The following is a 19018-nucleotide window of genomic DNA, read 5'->3' as shown; positions in this document are numbered from 1 at the left end:
AATGAAATTCCCCCTTTTATTTCACATGATATTGTGTTATACTCTCATATGCAACACAATATATGGGGAGAATGCGATAGGGGAAGTATCGCCGCTCAGGACGACGCAAACAGTGAAAAACCCTACAAACAGTAGCAAACAGGAGAGACAAGGTATGATTTATGTAATTAAGAAAGACGGAACAAGAGAAGAATTTGATCCGCAGAAGATCGTGAAAGCAGTAAACAAATCTGCCGCACGAATCCTTTATAAATTTTCACCAGAAGAAAAAGATTTTATCTGTCGTTTTGCACAGGAGCATGCAGATTCTCTTGGAAAAAATGAGATTGAGATCCAGGAGATGCATAATATCGTTGAAGGAGCTCTGGAGCGTGTGAATCCGGCAGTTGCCAAGAGCTATCGTGATTATCGTAATTATAAACTTGATTTTATCCACATGATGGATGACGTATATACAAAGAGCCAGGCAATCCGTTACATCGGAGACAAGAGCAATGCGAATACCGACAGTGCGCTGGTGGCTACGAAACGAAGCCTGATCTTTAATGAATTGAATAAGGAACTGTATCGTAAGTTTTTTATGAACCGCAACGAGCTGCAGGCATGTAAGGATGGATATATTTATATTCATGACCAGTCAGCACGTCTGGATACGATGAACTGCTGTCTGTTTGACGTTGGCTCCGTATTAAAAGGCGGATTTGAGATGGGTAATGTCTGGTACAATGAGCCGAAGACACTGGATACTGCATTTGATGTTATGGGAGATATTATCCTGAGTACTGCGGCACAGCAGTATGGCGGTTTTACCGTACCGGAAGTTGACAAGATCCTTGGACCATATGCACAGAAGAGTTATGATAAATATATCAGTGAATTTCTGAAATATGCGGATGAGAACTGGAACGGCAGAGAGGAAAAAGCAATCGAATATGCGTTGGATAAAGTAAGACGTGATTTTGACCAGGGATGGCAGGGAATTGAGTACAAACTCAATACAGTAGGTTCTTCCCGTGGAGATTATCCGTTCGTTACAGTTACATTGGGACTTGGAACCGGACAGTTTGAGAAGATGTGTAATATTTCTCTTCTGGAGGTCCACAAAGGCGGACAGGGTAAGAAGGGGCACAAGAAACCGGTACTGTTCCCGAAGATCGTATTTCTTTATGATGAAAATCTTCATGGACCTGGAAAACCATGTGAAGATATTTTTGAAGCCGGTGTGGATTGTTCAGCAAAGACGATGTATCCGGACTGGCTGTCTCTGACAGGCAAGGGTTATATCGCCAGCATGTATAAACAGTATGGCAAAGTTATCAGCCCAATGGGGTGCCGTGCATTCTTAAGTCCGTGGTATGAACGCGGCGGTATGTATCCGGCAGATGATAAAGATACACCGGTATTTGTCGGACGTTTCAATATCGGTGCAGTCAGCCTTCATCTTCCAATGATCCTGGCGAAAGCAAGAGCCGAGAGCAGAGATTTCTATGAGGTGCTGGATTTCTATCTGCAGATGATCCGTAATCTGCATATCCGTACTTATGAATACCTGGGACAGATGCGTGCTTCCACGAACCCACTGGCATACTGCGAGGGCGGTTTCTATGGCGGTCATCTGAAACCAAATGAAAAGATCGGCAAGCTTTTGAAGCCAATGACAGCTTCTTTTGGTATTACAGCACTGAATGAACTGCAGGAGCTTTATAATGGTAAGTCAATCCGTGAAGATGGACAGTTTGCCCTGGAAGTTCTGAAATACATCAATGATAAAGTAAACCAGTTTAAGCAGGAAGATGGATATCTGTATGCAATCTACGGTACACCGGCAGAGAGTCTCTGCGGTCTGCAGGTAGAACAGTTCCGTAAGATGTACGGAATTGTTGAGGGTGTTTCTGACAGACCGTATGTCAGCAACAGCTTCCACTGCCATGTAACAGAGGATGTAACTCCGATTGAGAAACAGGATCTGGAGGGACGATTCTGGGAACTCTGTAATGGTGGTAAGATCCAGTATGTACGTTATCCGATTGGCTATAATAAAGAAGCCATCCGTACTCTGATCCGCAGAGCAATGAATCTGGGATATTATGAAGGTGTCAATCTTTCTCTGGCATACTGTGATGACTGCGGTCACCAGGAACTGGAGATGGATGTGTGCCCGGTATGCGGTTCGCATAACCTGACCAAGATTGACCGAATGAATGGATATCTTTCTTACAGCCGTGTCCATGGTGATACACGACTGAACGAAGCAAAGATGGCAGAGATTGCAGAACGTAAATCAATGTAAATCAGAAAAATAATAAAACAGCCGGTACATCATAGTGTACCGGCAATTTTTTGCAGAATTATTATTTTTTCTTCGGTGTAACTGGCGGCAATTCGCAATTATATGCGATTCCGAGTGGAGTTACAAGAAGTGGATGAACCGGACGATATACCGGTAATTTCAGCTTCTTCTCGAATACATTTGTGAATTCCCTGAAGCTTGCGGAGCCACCTACAACATAAACTGCAGGCACCTGATAACCATTGAGAAATTTCTCAGTGATGGTTGCCATTTTCTCTATGGTAGCCTTGACGACCGGGAAGATTTCATCCTCTTTCTCAGGAGTAGTCTTTAGAACTTCTGCTTCTTCATAAGGAATCTTATAATGCCCGGCAACTGTCATGGTCATATGACTTCCACCGGTTGCTTCATCATCGGTGTAGATGACTTTGCCATCTTTGAGGATGCTGATACCGGTTGTGCCGCCGCCGACATCAACAACTGCACCGTCTGTGATCTTGAGGACAGCAGCGGCAGCAGTCGGCTCATCTACGATATTCATCACTTCGAACCCGGCACCTTCCAGTACATAGCCGATGCTTTTGACACTGCCTTCGGAAACTCCCGGAGGGATGGCAGCAGCAGCATAGGGGAGCTCGGTGCCAAGTTTTTCCTCGAGCTCTGCTTTCAGCTTTGTGACAAGCTGAACGGATTCATAATAGTTTACGATCACACCGTCACGAATTGCATGAGAAGGTGCGGAGACACCTGCAATCGGTCTGTTTGTGCTGTCAACAACCGCAAGGACCGTATTGGCAGTACCGAGATCCACACCGACCTTCAGACGGCCTCTGAATTTCTTGCATTCTCCGGTTCGTACCAGTTCTGCAAAATTCGATAAAGTTCTGTTTTTTATTTCCATTTAAGAATGCTCCAATTATTTAATGATAGTACCAGTCTTTTCTTTGTAGCCATCTTTTGCATGAGCAATATCTGTGATGATGGTGCGATGTCCATTGCCTTTTTCTGCAAATGCGACCGCAGCTTCGATCTTCGGAAGCATGGAGCCTGCTGTAAACTGATTCTCATCAATGTATTTGCGGGCATCTGCAACAGAAACAGTGTCCAGATAAGTTTCTTTGTCAGTATCTTTATTCAGGCTGACTTTCTCAACGCTGGTGAGGATCAGAAGCGTATCTGCATTTAATTCCTCTGCGAGAAGCTCACTTGCAAAGTCTTTTTCAATGATAGCACTTGCACCATGGAGATCGATTCCCTGTTCCATGACCGGGATTCCGCCGCCGCCGGCTGCGATCACGACCTGTCCTGCATCTGCAAGAGTACGGATCGTTTCAAGTTCCACGATTTTCTGTGGCTTCGGGGCTGCAAGGATTCTGCGATATTCGCCATTTCCAACTTCTGTAACAAAGTTTCCCTTGTCCTCCTCTGCTTCTGCCTCTTCAGAAGTAAGAATACGTCCAATGATTTTCTCTGGTTCCCCGAAAGCTTCATCATAAGGATCGATCACAACCTGGGTGAGAATCGTTGCGACCGGTTTGTAGATTCCTCTGGAGATCAGTTCTGCACGGATTGCATTCTGAAGATCATATCCGATATATCCCTGACTCATGGCAGAACATACAGACATTGGCGCAAAGGTATAATCAGGATGTGCCTTACCGAATTCGTTCATAGCTGTATGGATCATGCCGACCTGAGGTCCGTTGCTGTGGGAGATGACAACGTGTGCACCATCCTCTACAAGATCTGCAATGGCTTTTGCAGCGGCCTTGGTAGCCTGTTTCTGTTCTGGAAGAGTTGCGCCCAGGGCTTTGTGACCAAGAGCAACAACGACAGTTTTTTCGCTCATATGGATTCCTCGTTTCTTTTCAATTTGTCTGTAAAACAATCTAATTCTTATTATAAAAGAATGAGAATGGAATTGCAATAAAAAGATAAAATGTGGTAAAAAGACAGACTATAAAAGGGTGATTGTTATAAAAAGATAGAAACTGAAAGTTTGACGTGCTATAATGAGAAAACACAAGGAGGGTGAAGACATGAACTATACGATCAGCAATGAGAAACTTACACTGGTGGTTTCTTCCAAGGGGGGAGAATTTCAGTCTGTCAAAGATGCAGAAGGACAGGAATACCTGTGGCAGGGAGATGCTGCAACATGGACAGACAGAGGGCCGAATCTATTTCCCTATATCGGTCGAATGACAGAAAAAAGCTATAAATACCAGGATACCGTTTATCATATGGATATTCACGGATTTCTTCCGTATGATGAGATGGAGCTTGTTGAGCAGAAAGCAGATTCCCTGACGCTGCGCCTTGTAAGCTCACCGGAAACAAGAAAACAGTATCCTTTTGAGTTTACACTTGATATCACATGGAAACTTGAAGGAGAAAAAATCACAATTACATATCAGGTAAAGAATACCGATGATAAGAAGATGTATTTCGGTATCGGCGGACATCCGGGATTCCAGATTCCGATTGAGAAGAATCTGAAATTTGAGGATTACAGGATTGATTTTGGCGAAGATCCCAAACCACGCAGGATTCTTTTTTCGGAGGACTGTTTCGTACTGGAGGAGGATGAGGCTTTTGCATTGGAAGAAGGCCGTTATCTGAATCTGGAGCATAATCTGTTCGATGATGATGCAATCGTGTTGAAAGAAATGCCGAGGGAAGTAACACTTGAAAGTGCAAAAGGCAGCAAAAAGATCACAGTCGCATTTCCGGATATGGATTATCTTGGAATCTGGCACTGGCCACATGTAGAAGTAGATTATGTCTGTATTGAGCCGTGGAGTTCGCTTCCTTCACGCAAAAATGTAGTCGAGGATCTGGAAAAACAGGCAGATCTGCTTTCGCTTGAAAGTGGACAGGAATATACCAATACATGGAGTATTACGATCAAAGAAAAATAATACTCCATGTATTTAATGGCCGGGGATCCTGCCCTGGCATCATATCATGATTTGAAGGGGAAAATGATCATGCAGGTAAACATGAAAAAAGGAAATGGCAAGAACAGCATAACATCCAAACAGTTCAACAGAGGACTGATCTTTCAGTTGATCGCTACGGGAACCTGTAATACGAGAATTGAACTTTCGAGGAGGACTGGCCTTGCCAAAACCACAGTGACCAATATTGTGGCAGAGTTCATGGAGAAGGGAATTGTAAAGGAATGTGAGGAAGAGCTTACAGAAGTCTGCGGCAGGAATCCGATCATTCTCAAAGTTGCTGATCAGGCCCCGAAGATCATAGGAATTCTTGTTTTCCGAACAAATATCCAGGCTGTACTCTGCAGCCTGGACATGCAGATATTCCGCACAGAGACCATAGAATTTGGCGAGCTGACAGGGGATATTCTGATTCAGAATGCTTTTGAACTGATTGACCGGATGATGGAAGAGGAGAAAAATATTCTGGGAATTGGCATTGCTTCTATCGGGCCGGTAGATATCCGCAACGGAATTATTCTGAATCCACCGCGATTTTATGGAGTTAAGCATGTCCCGATCAAAGAAGCAATCCAGAAGAAATATAATCTTCCGGTTTATTTTGACCATGATAACAACTGTGCAGCACTGGCAGAAAAACTGTTTGGAATCGGCAAGGCGGAACAGGATTTCCTTCTTCTTGCTGTGTCCAATGGTATTGGTTCCGGCTTTGTATGTGGAGGAGAGGTTTTTCACAGTCACAGAGGATTTGAAACAGAGCTTGGTCATGTCAGCATTAACTGTAAAGGACTGCAGTGTTCCTGCGGAAACAGAGGTTGTCTGGAAATGTATGCGAGCAGTTATGTGGTCAGAGAAAAACTGAAAAAAATAACCGGGCTGAATCTGTCTTATGCGGATTACTTTAAGATTCATGACAGACCGGAAGTTGAGGATATTCTGGAAGAAATGATTCAGGATATCAGTGCAGGACTGGTAAGCATTATCAATATGCTCCAGCCGGAGATGATCGTACTTGGATATGATGGAATAGATTGGCCGGAGGATTACGTAAAGAAACTGGAGATACTGATCAATGACCGTAAGATCGCACAGGATGGATGGAATATTCCGGTCAAGAAGGCTTATTTCGGCAAGCAGGCACAGCTGGTTGGTGCGGCAGCTTTGGTAGTAAACAGTATTTTCAAGGGGGAATTACAGTTTTTTGTGTAAATTTTTCTTTGTAAAAATATACACCAATAAACTCACCGATATATGTCGGTGAGTAAATTTAAAAGATAATAGTTCTTTAAAAGAACTATTAAAAATTAAAGGGGGATTATTCATGTTAGTAAATTTAAACGATGTTTTAAAACCGGCAAGAGAATATCATTATGGAGTAGGACTTTTTAACATAACATAGCAAGAATTCTCCTTCCTCTATAGGTGGGAGATGAATTGTAGATCTGAGCATAAATGCTCAAAAGAATTTTATAAACAAAAAAGAAAACACTTGTTCGCATGTTGGGATTGTATTATAATAATAAAAAGAGAACATATTGTTCGAAAAAACGATGATTGAAATCATTCATATGTAGGAATAAGGTGAGGAAAATAAATCGGGCAGTAAAAATAAGAATCTATCCAAATGCAGAACAACGTGTGCAAATAGAAAAAACAATCGGCTGCAGCCGATTTATCTATAACTGTATGCTTGCTGACAAAATGGAACATTATAAAAAAGAAAAAAAGATGTTAAGGAACACACCAGCCAGTTACAAGAAAGAATATCCCTGGCTGAAAGAGGTGGATTCATTGGCATTAGCAAATGTACAGATGCATCTGGAAAGTGCATTTCGTAAGTTTTTCCGCGAACCATCGGTAGGATTTCCACGTTTCAAATCAAAGAAGTCAGCAAGAAAATCTTATACAACAAACGTAGTGAACGGAAATATCTTTCTGGAAGGAAAATATTTGAAACTGCCTAAGATGGCAGCTGTCAGAATAAAGCTTCACCGTCCAATATCAGAAAAATGGAAACTGAAATCTGTGACAGTCAGAAGGGAGCCCTCCGGAAAATATTTTGCCAGTCTTTTATTTTACTGTGAAAACCAAACAGCAGAAAAAGGACCAGCAGAAAAATTTATCGGGATTGATTTTGCCATGCAGGGGATGTGTGTGTTTTCTACTAATGAAAGAGCCAAATACCCGATGTTCTATCGGCACGCAGAGAAAAAGCTTGTACGGGAACAGAGAAAGCTGTCCAGATGTCAGAAAGGCAGTCAGAATTATAAAAAACAGAAGAAACGAGTTGCATTGTGCCATGAAAAGATCCGAAATCAGAGAAAAGATTTTCAGCATAAACTCAGTACCAGTCTTGCCGAGAGCTACGATGCAGTATGCGTGGAAGACCTGAATCTGAAAGGGATGGCAGGAGGATTTCATTTTGGAAAAGGCGTGCATGATAATGGATATGGCCTGTTTCTGTCTATGCTGGAATATAAACTGGAGGAACGAGGAAAATATCTGATCAAAGTAGACCGTTATTTTGCATCCAGTAAGATTTGCAGTGTATGCGGAAAGAAAAAAGAAGAATTGTCTTTATCTGATAGGATTTATTACTGTGAATGCGGTAACAGAATGGACCGTGATGTAAATGCAGCAGTTAACATCATGAATGAGGGAAAAAGAATCTTTGCAGAATGTGCATGACAGCACAATAAAAAGTCCGTAACCGGACTAATAAAAATCGCGGGGCACGCGAGGATAGCTTGTAGATACTTGGCTCAGTAGAGCCATTGAGCAAGAAGCCCCACTTCAAAATCAGAGATTTAAGTGGTGGGAGCATGTCACAGGCGAAATATCAGTTTGAAGTCAGAGATGTAGAGTTAAGAGAACCTGACAGAAACGAGGTGGAAGTCGCTGTCAAAGCTTGTGGTTTCTGTGGGCATGATAATATTCTGGCAAATTATGCAGCAACTGAGTGGGAGCCGTTTGGCCATGAATTTGCGGGAATTGTAACCAAAATAGGAGCAGAGGTACAGAATGTTGCGGTAGGTGATCGTGTGGCAATCGAAACTTCAACATTCAATCCATTTTCCGATGCTGCCCTGAATGGAAGACCGGATCTTTGTACAGACTGTACGGATTATATGAAACGTAAAAAAGGAGATACCATGGGATTTGCAGAGAGAACGATTGTACCTGCAAATCTGGTTGTAAATATCCGAGATCTTTCTTTTGAGGAAGCGTGTATCCTGGAACCAATGGGAGTTGCAGCAGACCTTATCCTGACAGCAGATATTCATCTGAATGATGATGTTCTTCTTCTGGGTGCAGGTCCGATCGGACTTATGGCAATGCAGATGGCCAAGAAGAGTGGTGCACGCTATATATATGTAGCACAGCATTCCGGAAGTAAAGCGCGTGTAGATCTGGCCTGCAAATTTGGTGCTGATGATGTGATCTTTACAGATAAAGAAAATCTTGAAAAATATCCATTCCCACGAGGTGGCGTGGATAAAGTTCTTGTAACTTCACCGCCGAGTACGATTGACCTTGCAACAAGAGTTACCAACCCGGGAGGCAAAGTTGCATTTCTTGGAATCGGATATGGCGACAGGGCAAAGGCAACGTTTGATTCAAATATTGTACATCTCAGAAAAATTTCCATTATCGGATCCAATGCGATCCCGGCATTGTATTTCCCAAGATGTATCGATCTTCTGGAAGCAGGTATGGTCGATGTGAAATCACTGATCTCGCATCGATTCAAACTGGAGGATCTTCCAACAGCAATGGCTCAGTATCTTGCGGAGAAAGATAAAGCGGTTAAAGCGATTATGGTGAACGAATAGAAGGCGCCCTTGTACTGATTGCTGTACTTTTTAACACTTTACAGACGAGGAAAACGGAATAGTATTATATAAAATAACAAATAACGGGTGATGGAATTACGATAATTTATACAAAATAAATAATTTACCATCTCAAAACAATATTTTGCCCCCCTTTTTTGCACAAACACCTCTGTGTATAATAAATACATAAACAAGAGAGAGAAGTATTTCGGAAAGCAGGGTGAAGATATGGGAGATGTAATTGTTTCCATGGAACACATTACGAAAGAGTTTCCGGGTGTTAAGGCACTTGATGATGTTAAATTTAATCTTCGTGCCGGTGAGGTTATGGCACTGTTAGGTGAAAACGGTGCAGGTAAATCAACACTGATGAAAATTTTGAGTGGTGTATATTCTCTGGATCAGGGAAGTTTGAAGATATTTGGTAAAGATTATGAATCACTTACACCGAGCTCGGCGCGAGAGGCCGGAGTTGCGATTATCCATCAGGAACTGAATATGTGTAAGGATCTTACAGTAGCACAGAATATGTTCCTTGGACGAGAAGAACGTAAGGGCTTCGTGTTAAATAACTCCAATATGGAAGATATCGCAAGAAAATATCTTGGAGAACTTGGAGTAGATATCAGTCCGGATGAGATCGTTGGAGAACTTCCGGTTTCCAAACAGCAGATGATTGAGATTGCAAAAGCACTTTCAATCAATGCAAAAATCCTGATCATGGATGAGCCTACATCGGCACTTACATCCCGTGAGATCGATGAACTGTTTAATATTATCCGTAAGCTGAAAAGCCAGGGATGCGGAATCGTATATATTTCACATCGTCTGGAAGAGCTTGCACATATTACAGACAGAGTTACGATCATGCGAGATGGTCACTACATAACAGAAGGTAATTTCACAGACTTTACAATGGATGAGATCATTGCCAACATGGTTGGCCGTGAGATCAAAGAGAAATTCCCTCATGTTGAGTGCGAGAAAGGCAAGAAAGTATTCGAGGTCAAGAACCTGAACGCAGGACGCCTGGTAAGAGATATCAATTTCTCGCTGTATGAAGGTGAGATCGTTGGATTTGCCGGACTTATGGGTGCCGGACGTACAGAAACAACAAGAGCTATCTTCGGTGTTGATCCGAAAGAATCAGGAACACTGATCCTGGATGGTAAAGAAATTACGATCAACAATCCGATGGATGCTATCAAAGCAGGTGTTGTACTTGCTCCGGAAGACAGAAAGAAAGACGGATTATGTACAAAACTCAGTATCCGTCATAATATTGCACTTCCAAACCTTGATCTTATCTGTGGAAAAGGCGGAGTGATCAATACAAAAGTTGAAGAAGAACTCTGTGACAAGGCTGTAGCAGACCTCACGATCAAAACTCCGAATCTGGATGTTGATGCCGGAACGTTATCCGGTGGTAATCAGCAGAAGGTCGTTGTTGGTAAATGGCTGGCGAGAAATTCAAGAGTTGTAATTTTTGATGAGCCTACAAGAGGTATTGATGTAGGTGCCAAGGTTGAGATTTATCAGCTGATGAATCAGCTGAAAAAGCAGGGAATCGCTGTTATGTTTGTTTCCTCCGAGATGCCGGAGGTTATGGGTGTGGCAGACCGGATCATCGTTATGTGTGACGGACGTATTACCGGTGAGGTAATGGCAAAAGAAACCACACAGAATGACATTCTGAAATATGCAACATCCTTTGAGAATAAACTTGGATCTCAAAGCCAGAACAACAAGGAGGAATAATCATGAAGAAAAAAAGTGGCTTTTCAAAAATTTTGGGGGCGAAGGGTGCCGGCACGGTAGTAACCGCCTTCATAGGATTAATTATTATTTATATAGCATTTGGTATTCTGAACCCGAAGGTGTTTTCACTTCTTAATATCCAGAACCTTCTTCGTTCAATGTCAAAATATCTGCTGATCGGTATCGGACAGAGTTTTGTAATGATCACAGGTAATATTGACCTGTCGATCGGTTCTGTTGTTGGTATGAGTGCTATGATCTCAGCAACCATGATGACAAAGGGAATGAACCCGGTTGTTGCAATTCTCGTAACAATTATTCTGGCACTGGTAGTAGGTGTTGTGAACGGATATCTGGTTGGTAAATTTAAACTTCCGCCATTTATCGCAACACTGGGAACCATGTTTGTAGCTCGTGGTATTGCTTACATCGTAAATAATAACAGAAATACTGACAACATCGCATCCGGAATCGGTAAAGAGGCCGGAGACAGATTCCAGAATATTTTCTATTATGGAAAAACAGCAGGAATCTTTAATACATTCTGGATTGCACTTATTGTTTTCCTTATTTTCTGGTTTTTCCTTGCAAGAACCAGATCCGGACGTCACATTTATGCAATCGGTTCTAACGTAGATGCAGCAAGACTTTCTGGTGTAGATGTAGTTAAGACAACAACAAAAGCTTACATGGTAAGTGGTTTCTGTTCCGCAGTCGTTGGATTTGTTCTTTGTGCACAGGCTGGTATGGGTAACATGGATGCAGGTAATATGTACGAAATGTACGGTGTTGCAGCAGGTGTTATCGGTGGTGTATCACCACTTGGCGGATCCGGTATCCTTCTTGGAACATTCGCAGGTGCAGGTGTATGGCAGACACTTGAAAATGGTCTGAACCTTATTCATGCACAGGTTGGCTTCCAGCGTATCATCATCGGTGTGATCGTTGTTGGTGCAGTTCTTCTTGATGTAGTTGTCCGCAGCGGTAACTTCAAAAAGAAAAAGAAATAAATTTGAATGAATCTTGATATTATATTTTGATAAAATAACACAGGAATATAAAGCAAAGAGCTTTATAATATATTAAGGGAGGTTTTTACCATGAAGAAAAAAATTTTAGCAGCAGTATGTTGTGCATCTATGATCGGATGCCTCGCAGCAACACCAGTATTAGCAGATGAGACAGTTAAGGCTGACGGAGATTACAAAATTGCACTTATCACAATGGACTCTGTAGACCAGCATTGGGTATCTCTGAAAGAGGGTGCAGAGGAAGAAGCAAAAGCTGATGGTGTTACCGTTGACTTCATGGCACCGGACGTAAAAGACGATGCAAAACAGATCGAATGTATCAACAATGCAGTAGCTGGTGGATATGATGCTATCCTTGTAGCAGCTAATAGTGAAGATGCAGTTTCCGGTGCTCTTCAGGAAGCAGTTGATGCAGGAATCAAGATTGTTTATGTTGATTCTCCTGCAAACGTAGAAGCAGAAGCTACATTCTCCACAGATAACAAAGCTGCTGGTAAAACAGCTGGTGAAGAAATGATCAAAGCTCTGGAAGACAAAGGAATTAAAGATGGAAGCATCGGTATCGTAAATATTAATACTTCCACAAATTCTACTATCCAGCGTGAAGAAGGATTCAGAGAAGCTCTTGAAGGAACAGATTATGAACTTCTTGAAACACAGTACTGTGAAGGTGATGCTGCAAAAGCTCAGACAATAGCTGAGAACTATATCACAGAAGGTGTTGTAGGTATCTTTGGTGCAAACGAAGGTGCTGCTACTGGTACTGGTAATGCAATCAAAGCATCCGGAAGCGACGAAATTGTCGGTGTTGGTTTTGATAAATCTGATACACTGAAAGGTCTTATCGAAGATGGATATCTTGTATGCACAATGGCTCAGAACCCGGATCAGATGGGTAAACTTGGTGTTCAGGCTTGCATCAAAGCTCTCAATGGCGAAGATCTTGGCGGCGAAGTAACAGATACAGGTGTATCCGTACTTACAAAAGAAGCTCTTGCAGAAGACGGTGCTGAAGAAACAGAAGAAGCAGCTGACACAGAAGAAGCTGATGATGCTGAAGAAACAGAAGAAGCAGCTGAATAATTATCAGACCTGATTATATGTAATAAGTGAATATAGGCCGTCGGTTTTTTCCGACGGCCTGTTTCAGGATTAATGAGACTTAATAAGGAGACAGAGGACATGAAAAGATCAGAAATTAACAAAGCTTTAAAAGAACTGGAAAAAATGATTGCAGATCATCAGTATTATCTTCCGAAATTTGCAAATTTCACACCGGAAGAATGGAAAACAAAAGGCCATGAATTTGATGAGATCCGTGATAACATGCTTGGATGGGATATTACCGACTATGGCATGGGAGATTTTGATAAATATGGATTTTCCCTGTTTACTATTCGTAACGGAAATATTAAAATGAAAGATAAATATAAGAAACCGTATGCAGAGAAATTCCTTTATCTGAAAGAAGGACAGTATGCGCTGAATCATTTCCACTGGTATAAGATGGAAGACATCATCAACAGAGGCGGCGGAAATATTCTGATCCGTGTATATAATTCCCTTCCGGATGAAGAAATCGATAAAGAAGGCGATGTTACCGTACATATCGATGGAGAAGTTCAGGTCGTTCCGGCTGGTACACAGGTAAAACTGGAACCAGGTATGAGCATTACGATCATGCAGGGAATGTATCATGACTTTGAAGTAGAACCAGGAACAGGCCCTGTACTGATTGGTGAAGTAAGCCAGTGTAATGACGACAATATTGATAACCGCTTTAATCCACCAGCAGGAAGATTTCCTGAGATCGAAGAGGATGAGCCACCATATCGTCTGCTCTGCAACGAATATCCGGAAGCTTCAGAAAAATAAGAATGTTTGTGAGATGACGCCGGAAGTATATTCCGGCGTTATTTAATATATGGCAGAAAGAGGTAGTTATGGTCAAACTCGTAGTAGCAGATGACGAAGAACGTGTATGCAGACTGATCGTGGCACTTGGCAATTGGGAAGAACTTGGAATTAAGGTGGTTGGTACTGCTGCAAATGGAATCCAGGCACTGGAACTTATTCGTAAAGAAAAAACAGATATTTTAATCACAGATATCAGAATGCCGGGCCTAAACGGACTGGAACTGATCGAGAAAGTTCGGGAAATATCACCGGATATAAAAATTATGATCATCAGTGGTTATGCGAATTTTGAGTATGCCCAGAATGCACTGAAACAGGGAGTGAGTGACTATCTCCTGAAGCCGATCAACAAAGATGCACTCAATGAATCACTGGCCAAAATGGTACATCAGATAGAAACTGAGAGAAGAACAGATATGGCGTTTCAGGATATCCAGAATGAACGGCGGGAAGAACTTATCAAGCTCAGAAATATGCTCCTTCATGATCTGTGTCATGACAGATCTCTTGGACTGTCGGAAGATATTCTGCGAGAGAAATATTATCTGAATGTACAGCCGGGGCTGTATCAGGTCCTTGCGATCAAGCAGGATGCTGAAGGAAACGACAGCAAAGAGGATACCATAGAACTGATCTGGCATAAGATGGAAGAAATCCTGCAAAGAGAGATCACCAAAGAATGTTATGATTTTGTAACGGCTATTGAAGGGGAATATCTCTACGGACTTATGAATTATCCTGCCAGAAACAGTGAGAAAATCCGTAAGATAGTGCGCAGCTGCTTTAATCAGATGCTTGCAAGAAACGATTATCTTGGAAAAACACAGCTTTCACTGGGCCTTGGTTCCTCTGTTAAAGAGGCAGAGAACATTAAGGGTTCTTTTGTGATTGCAAATCGTTCACTTGCTGAACGATTACTTGAGGGAAACAGCAAGATGCTGGAGGCGGATGCTTCCAATGGTGTTCTCTATGAGAAAAAACTGGTGGATAAATTCACCAGAAATCTGGGAAGTGCGCTCCAGACACTGGATGTAGAAGAAATCAGAAATACGATAAATGTTATATATAATGAAACAATGGAAACACCGGGGGTTCATGGCTGGGAGATCCTTGAAATGATAAGGCAGTGTGGAAGCATTTTTATCATGCGGCTTGATGTACCGGATAAGGCGGAACTTCAGAAGGAATTTGATAACAAATGTGATAATTGTGTAACTGTAAATGCATTGTTTACCTGTCTGCTTGATTTCATGCTCACCAAAGTAAACCAGATGATCGCACTTCGTGAAGAGGATTCTGTGAGACCGGTACGACTGGCGAAGCAGTATATCCACAATCATTATCAGGAGCAGATCACCCTGGAAGAAGTCAGTGATTATGTAGGACTGACTCCGGCATATTTCAGCGTGATGTTTAAGAAGGAAACAGAGATTGGATTTGCCAAATATCTGATCAACGAAAGGATTGAAGGTGCAAAGGATCTTTTGCGAGAATCTACATTGTCGGTTGCAGACATATGCAGAAAGGTTGGCTATAATGATCCGAAGCATTTTACGAGGCTTTTTGAAAAAAATGTCGGTGTGAAGCCCGCGGTATACAGGAAACTGTATGGATGATGAAATGATCTGGATGGATCAGGATGACTGAAATATTTGGAATGACTGAGATGGTGATAACATGAAGAAATATAAAGAAAAATTCCGATATCTGGATGCAAGGCTGAAAATATCTTTTGTTGTGGTTTGCATTCTCTCTTTTCTGCTTGTTCTGTGTCTGGACAGGGAGTGGATCTTTCCAGAGGGATTCTGGAAGATAGCTATGATTTTTCTTCCATTACTGTTAGTGGGATTTACATATCTGTGGATTTGGAAACCATACAGAAGGCTGACCAATCAGGTGCAGCGTTTTTCAGATGGCTATATATCGCTGGCAGATCTGACCGATGTAGAGGTTGCCATTTCACCGGAATTTGAACGTATGGCACGTCATATGAACAAGATCGTTACGGCAACGAGAACATTGGATATGTCGAAGCGGCAGGCACAGTACAGGGCACTGCAGAACCAGATCAATCCACATTTCCTTTATAATACATTGGAAGGGATTCGTAGTGAGGCGATCATGGCAGGACTTGATAATCTGGCAGATATGACAGAAGCACTTGCAATCTTCTTCCGTTATACCATCAGTAAGGTAGAGAATCTTGTTACAGTTGAAGAAGAACTGGAAAACTGTGCAACGTATTTTAAGATTCAGCAGTATCGTTTTGGCAGCAGAATCCATCTGGAAATCGAACAGGATGAAGAAGACTGGGATGACATTCTTCACTGCATGATCCCGAAGCTGACTTTGCAGCCGATTCTTGAGAACAGTATCATTCATGGAATCGAGCTCAAACTGGATGAGGGAAAAGTTACGATTTCCATATCCAGAACGAAATCTCGTCTTCTGATCAAAGTTTCGGATGATGGCGTTGGAATGAATCGTGAGACACTGGATAAACTGAATGCAAAACTGGGTTCCAAGGAAGAAGAGGTAAAGAATTATACGCAGCCGGAAAAAGGCGGCGTGGCACTTGTCAATGTAAACAATCGTATTCATCTTATTTTTGGAGAGGAATATGGAATGCATGTATATTCGCTTGAAAATATGGGAACCAGTGTGGAATTATCCATTCCGGTCATTTATAATGAAAATGAACTGAAAAAGAAGGATAAATAATGAAAAAAGAAATTCTTCGTTTGCAGGATGTTACATACAAAAAACAGAATACGATTATTTTTCGAAATATGACTTTTAATATACTGAAGGGTGATATCATGGGGATTATTCCGATGAATTCCTATGGGATGGATGAGCTCCTGGATGTGATTGTTAATAACCTTCCATTGTATTACGGATATGTTTATTATCAGGATAAGTGCGTAAACTCATGGAAAGAGGAGAAGCACAGTCGCAACAGAATATGCCTGATTGACAGTGAGACTTCGCTGGTTAATGGTCTTGATGTTCTGACCAATGTATTCACTCTTCGTACAGGATTTGGACAGGAAATATTGAATGAAAAAATGCTGGCTATGCAGCTGCAGCCATTTATTGATGAACTTGGAGTTTCTATTGATCCATTTATGTCTGTGGAAAAGCTTTCTGCCTATAAAAGAGTTATGGTAGAGCTTCTTCGAGCTATCGTAGCAGGATATCATCTTATCATTATCCGGGAGATCAGCACTGTTATCAGTGAAGATGAGCTTGAAAAACTGTTTGACACCATGCGGTATTACACAGGTAAAGGATTTACTTTCCTTTATGTATCGTATCACTTTGAGGAAATACAGCAGGTATGTACCAGAGCAATTCTGATGTCGGAGGGAAGTATTAATCTGATATTTGATAAAGAACAGATAAAAAAAGGGATCAGTGAAGATAATTATATTGATTATTATAATCATGTAAGCCAGCGTCTTCTGTACAGAGCACGTGGAAATGTTCCTACAGCGGAGTCACGGAAAGAAGTTCTTTATGTACGTGATATGTCAGGTAAATACCTGGAGCACTTTCAATTCAGTGTCTATAAAGGCGAATGCCTGGTAATTCAGAGTCTGGATACCAGGATGTATAATGAATTTTTGGAGATACTGGAAAAGGAAGGCGGGTTCAAAGATGTTGACATGCTTGTCGAGGGTAAAAAAGTATCAGATTACCGGACAAGAAAAATCGCATTTATGAAAGAAGAGGCAACCCAGACGATGCTTTTTGATGACCTGACAGTACGGGATAATATTTGCATAGGTCTTGATAGAAAAGCACCGAACATCTGGCTTAAGAAGAGAATCCAGAAATCTGTCCAGGAAGAGTATTATCGTATTTTCGGGGAAGATATCTTTGACTGTTATATAAATGAACTGAGTGATGAACAGAAGACCAGAGTAATTTATATGCGAATTCTTCTGGAAAAACCTGAAGTGGTATTTATGGTACAACCGTTTAAACATGCCGGTACACCACACAGGATGCAGGTGTGGGAATTACAGACACTTCTTCTTGAGAGAGGGATTTCTATTGTGATCCTGGCGATGAATATGTCGGATTCACTGACAATTGCGGACAGGGTAATACGAATCAGCCGTGTGGACGGCAAAATGGTAACAAAAGAGTTTACATACAGCCAGTTTGCAGAACTTCCAATGTCTCTGCCGTGGGTGGGCTTTTTTGACGAGTTGAAGAACAGCAAGGAGGAACTATAAGGAATGGAAGTAATTGCGGGAATTGATATCGGAGGAACCAAATGTGCGGTTTCCTTTATCCATATGAACGGGGATGAGGTAGAGTTTTTGTCAAAGGAAAAAAGACCTACGGATGAACCACATCCGGATGAGATGGTGCAGTCGTTTGTGGATGAGATTGCAGAAAAACTGAATGATCATCCGGACTGGGAGCTTGTTTCCATCGGAATTTCCTGTGGCGGTCCGTTGGACGAAGAGAAGGGACTGATCTTATGTCCGCCAAACCTTCCGCACTGGGATCATACAGATCTTTTTACACCGCTAAAGGCAAAGTTTGGAGATGTGCCGATCATGCTGCAGAATGATGCAAACGCATGTGCACTGGCAGAGTGGCAGCTTGGCGCCGGAAAAGGATGCAGAAATATGATTTTCCTTACATTTGGTACCGGCCTTGGAGCAGGACTGATTCTGAATGGTGAATTATACAGTGGTACCAATGGTATGGCGGGAGAAGCAGGACATATACGTCTGGCAGAGGATGGACCGGTAGGCTATGGCAAGGCAGGGTCTTTTGAGGGATTTTGCAGTGGTGGCGGAATTGCACAGCTGGGTCAGGTGATGGCTGAGGAAGCCCTCGACCGTGAGGAAATTCCTTCATTTTGTCAAAGTAAAGGAGAACTATTTAAAGTTAATGCCAGAACTATAGCAGAGGCTGCCGAAAAAGGGGATCCTCTGGCACTGAAGATATATGATATTGTTGCGGACAGATTGGGGCAGGGACTGGCAATACTGGTAGATCTTTTGAATCCTGAAAAGATTGTGATTGGTAGTATCTTCCTGAGACAGGAGAAGCTTTTAAGACCGCGAATGGAAAAAATACTGAATAAAGAGTCGCTTGAGCAATCTCTGTCAGTGGTGGAAGTGCTTCCGGCAGGATTAGGAGAAAAACTTGGTGATTATGCGGCTGTTTCTGTGGGCCTCCGTGCATATCAGAAAAAATAGA

The 19018-nt window shown here is 42.0% G+C and carries 15 protein-coding genes; 13 read left to right on the top strand and 2 right to left on the bottom strand.

Annotated elements, in window-relative coordinates:
* Positions 1 to 154 precede the first annotated feature (154 nt).
* A complete protein-coding gene (gene nrdD / locus LI112_RS01005; protein ID WP_044926228.1) occupies positions 155 to 2290 on the top strand; it encodes an anaerobic ribonucleoside-triphosphate reductase in 2136 nt (711 codons plus the stop codon).
* A gap of 61 nt (positions 2291 to 2351) precedes the next feature.
* Here nrdD and eutJ read toward each other — a convergent pair whose 3' ends face one another.
* Together eutJ and arcC are read right to left on the bottom strand one after the other, a co-directional pair.
* Positions 2352 to 3191, bottom strand: a complete 840-nt coding sequence (gene eutJ / locus LI112_RS01000) for an ethanolamine utilization protein EutJ (protein ID WP_005428000.1) — start codon at positions 3189 to 3191, stop codon at positions 2352 to 2354.
* A 15-nt stretch (positions 3192 to 3206) separates the two neighbouring features.
* Entirely contained in the window at positions 3207 to 4139 is a 933-nt protein-coding gene (arcC, locus tag LI112_RS00995; RefSeq protein WP_005427999.1) for a carbamate kinase, read from the bottom strand.
* 190 nt (positions 4140 to 4329) lie between these two features.
* On the opposite strand from arcC, the gene LI112_RS00990 reads away from it, so the two are divergent.
* The 12 genes from LI112_RS00990 to LI112_RS00935 all read left to right on the top strand — a co-directional run bounded on the left by LI112_RS00990 (position 4330) and on the right by LI112_RS00935 (position 19017).
* Entirely contained in the window at positions 4330 to 5211 is an 882-nt protein-coding gene (locus tag LI112_RS00990) for an aldose 1-epimerase family protein (RefSeq protein ID WP_227190100.1), read from the top strand.
* Between the two features lie 69 nt (positions 5212 to 5280).
* A complete protein-coding gene (locus LI112_RS00985) occupies positions 5281 to 6459 on the top strand; it encodes an ROK family transcriptional regulator (protein WP_227190099.1) in 1179 nt (392 codons plus the stop codon).
* Between the two features lie 372 nt (positions 6460 to 6831).
* Positions 6832 to 7938, top strand: a complete 1107-nt coding sequence (locus LI112_RS00980) for an RNA-guided endonuclease TnpB family protein (RefSeq protein WP_330664033.1) — start codon at positions 6832 to 6834, stop codon at positions 7936 to 7938.
* Positions 7939 to 8072: 134 nt separating this feature from the next.
* Positions 8073 to 9083 carry a zinc-binding dehydrogenase gene (locus LI112_RS00975; protein WP_227190098.1) on the top strand — a complete coding sequence of 337 codons (1011 nt, stop codon included), beginning with the start codon at positions 8073 to 8075 and terminating at the stop codon, positions 9081 to 9083.
* Positions 9084 to 9314: 231 nt separating this feature from the next.
* On the top strand, positions 9315 to 10844 hold the full coding sequence (locus LI112_RS00970; RefSeq protein ID WP_005427993.1) for a sugar ABC transporter ATP-binding protein: 1530 nt from the start codon (positions 9315 to 9317) through the stop codon (positions 10842 to 10844).
* Positions 10845 to 10846: 2 nt separating this feature from the next.
* A complete protein-coding gene (locus LI112_RS00965; RefSeq protein ID WP_005427992.1) occupies positions 10847 to 11854 on the top strand; it encodes an ABC transporter permease in 1008 nt (335 codons plus the stop codon).
* 90 nt (positions 11855 to 11944) lie between these two features.
* Complete coding sequence (locus tag LI112_RS00960) at positions 11945 to 12958, top strand: ABC transporter substrate-binding protein (RefSeq protein ID WP_005427990.1); 1014 nt, start codon at positions 11945 to 11947, stop codon at positions 12956 to 12958.
* Positions 12959 to 13057: 99 nt separating this feature from the next.
* Positions 13058 to 13750: a D-lyxose/D-mannose family sugar isomerase gene (locus LI112_RS00955; RefSeq protein WP_044926224.1), complete on the top strand. Its 693-nt coding sequence runs from the start codon at positions 13058 to 13060 to the stop codon at positions 13748 to 13750.
* A gap of 68 nt (positions 13751 to 13818) precedes the next feature.
* On the top strand, positions 13819 to 15408 hold the full coding sequence (locus LI112_RS00950; protein WP_005427987.1) for a response regulator: 1590 nt from the start codon (positions 13819 to 13821) through the stop codon (positions 15406 to 15408).
* Positions 15409 to 15469: 61 nt separating this feature from the next.
* Positions 15470 to 16513 carry a sensor histidine kinase gene (locus tag LI112_RS00945; RefSeq protein ID WP_005427984.1) on the top strand — a complete coding sequence of 348 codons (1044 nt, stop codon included), beginning with the start codon at positions 15470 to 15472 and terminating at the stop codon, positions 16511 to 16513.
* On the top strand, positions 16513 to 18036 hold the full coding sequence (locus tag LI112_RS00940; RefSeq protein WP_129795477.1) for a hypothetical protein: 1524 nt from the start codon (positions 16513 to 16515) through the stop codon (positions 18034 to 18036). The genes LI112_RS00945 and LI112_RS00940 overlap by 1 nt, the downstream gene beginning before the upstream one ends.
* Positions 18037 to 18039: 3 nt before the next feature.
* A complete protein-coding gene (locus LI112_RS00935; RefSeq protein ID WP_227190097.1) occupies positions 18040 to 19017 on the top strand; it encodes an ROK family protein in 978 nt (325 codons plus the stop codon).
* Position 19018 lies beyond the last annotated feature (1 nt).

It is taken from the genome of Blautia sp. 210820-DFI.6.14 (assembly GCF_020558815.1).
Taxonomy (GTDB): domain Bacteria; phylum Bacillota; class Clostridia; order Lachnospirales; family Lachnospiraceae; genus Blautia_A; species Blautia_A obeum.
The sequence above is the reverse complement of the archived record's forward strand: the minus strand, read 5'-3'. Positions and strand labels throughout refer to the sequence as shown.